Raw genomic sequence first — 1,579 nt, 5'->3', positions numbered from 1 at the left:
GTGATGTCCGCGCTGGCGGACAAGGCCACCGCGCGGGCGCTGCTGCGGCGGGCCGGGCTACCCCTGCCGCCGGGCAGCGTGGAGACGCTGCCGACGGCGCAACGGGCCGCCGAGGTCGCCGCCGAGATCGGCTACCCGGTGATTGTGAAGGCCGCGGCCGGCGGCGGCGGGCGCGGCATGACGGTGGTCGACGCCCCCGCCGACCTGCCCCGGGCGTACGCGCGGACCCGGGCCGCCGCCCAGGCGGCCTTCGGCGACGACCGGGTCTACGTCGAGCGGTACCTGACCGACGCGCGGCACGTCGAGGTGCAGGTGCTCTGCGACGGCAACGGCGACGGGGTGCACCTGGGCACCCGGGACTGCTCGGTGCAGCGGCGGCACCAGAAGCTGGTGGAGGAGGCCCCGGCCCCGTCGCTGTCGGCCGACGCCGCGCAGGCGATCGCGGCGGCGGCGCTGCGCGGGGCGCTGGAGGTCGGCTTCACCGGCGCCGGCACGGTGGAGTTCCTGGTGGACGACGACGGCGGATTCCACTTTCTGGAGATCAACTGTCGGATCCAGGTCGAGCACCCCGTGACCGAGATGATCACCGGCATCGACCTGGTGCACGAGCAGCTGCACATCGCCTCGGGGGCGCCGCTGCGGCTGCGGCAGTCCGACGTCCGGCCGCGCGGCGTGTCGGTGGAGTGTCGGGTCAACGTGGAGGACCCGGACCGTGGCTTCGCGCCCACCCCGGGCCGCCTGGACCGGTTCCACCCGCCCGGCGGGCCGTTCACCCGGGTGGACACCCACGCGCGACCCGGCTATCTGGTGGGCCCGTACTACGACTCGCTGCTGGCCAAGGTCGCCGTCTGGGCCCCGGAGCGCGAGTTGGCGCTGCGCCGGCTGGACCGCGCCCTCGCCGAGTTCGACATCGCCGGGCCGGGTGTGCGGACCACCATCCCCTTCGTCCGTCGGGTGCTCGCCGACGCCGCCTTCCGTGGGGGGCGGCACACCACCGGGCTGGTCGACCGGCTGCTGCGCGGCGGCGACACCGCCTCGCGTCCCGGCGACACCGCCTCGCGCCCCGGCGGCACCGGCCCGCGTACCGCCCCGGCCGGCGCGCGCCCAGACGTGCCGGATCCCGCCGCACCGGTTGACGGGAGAAGTCCCGTTCCCGTCCCCGCCGCCGGTCCGTCCGGCCCCGACCAGAGGAGGAACTGATGACCGTCACCCACGGCCGCCCGCGCACCGCCTAGATCACCGAGATCCTGGTGGCGCACTGCGGCCTGGACGCCGAGGCCGCGGCTCGGGAGCCCGCCGCGTCCCTGGAGGACCTCGGCATGGACTCCCTGGCCTTGCTCGAACTGTCCGCGGTGGTCGCCGACCGGTACCGGGTGCGCCTGCCCGAGGACGCCGCGCGGCTGAGCATCGCCGAGGTCGCCGACCTGGTGACCCGGGAAACCGATCCCGCCCGGTCACACCGAGAACAGCATCGTCATCGCCGCGCCGTTGCGGCTGGTCTGGGAGCTGACCAACGACGTGCGAACTGGCCGAACCTGTTCACGGAGTACGCCTCGGCGCAGATCCTCGAACGCGACGG

The 1,579-nt window shown here is 75.1% G+C and carries 1 protein-coding gene and 1 pseudogene; both read left to right on the top strand.

Going from position 1 to position 1,579, the window contains the following annotated elements:
* Nucleotides 1-1,200: ATP-grasp domain-containing protein (locus MCAG_RS02045; protein ID WP_036371958.1), on the top strand; the 1,200-nt coding region annotated here is incomplete at its 5' end.
* 35 nt (nt 1,201-1,235) lie between these two features.
* Nucleotides 1,236-1,579: pseudogene (locus tag MCAG_RS29435) on the top strand (phosphopantetheine-binding protein); the annotation flags it as partial.

The sequence above is a fragment of the Micromonospora sp. ATCC 39149 genome (genome assembly GCF_000158815.1).
GTDB lineage: Bacteria > Actinomycetota > Actinomycetes > Mycobacteriales > Micromonosporaceae > Micromonospora.
The sequence above is the reverse complement of the archived record's forward strand: the minus strand, read 5'-3'. Positions and strand labels throughout refer to the sequence as shown.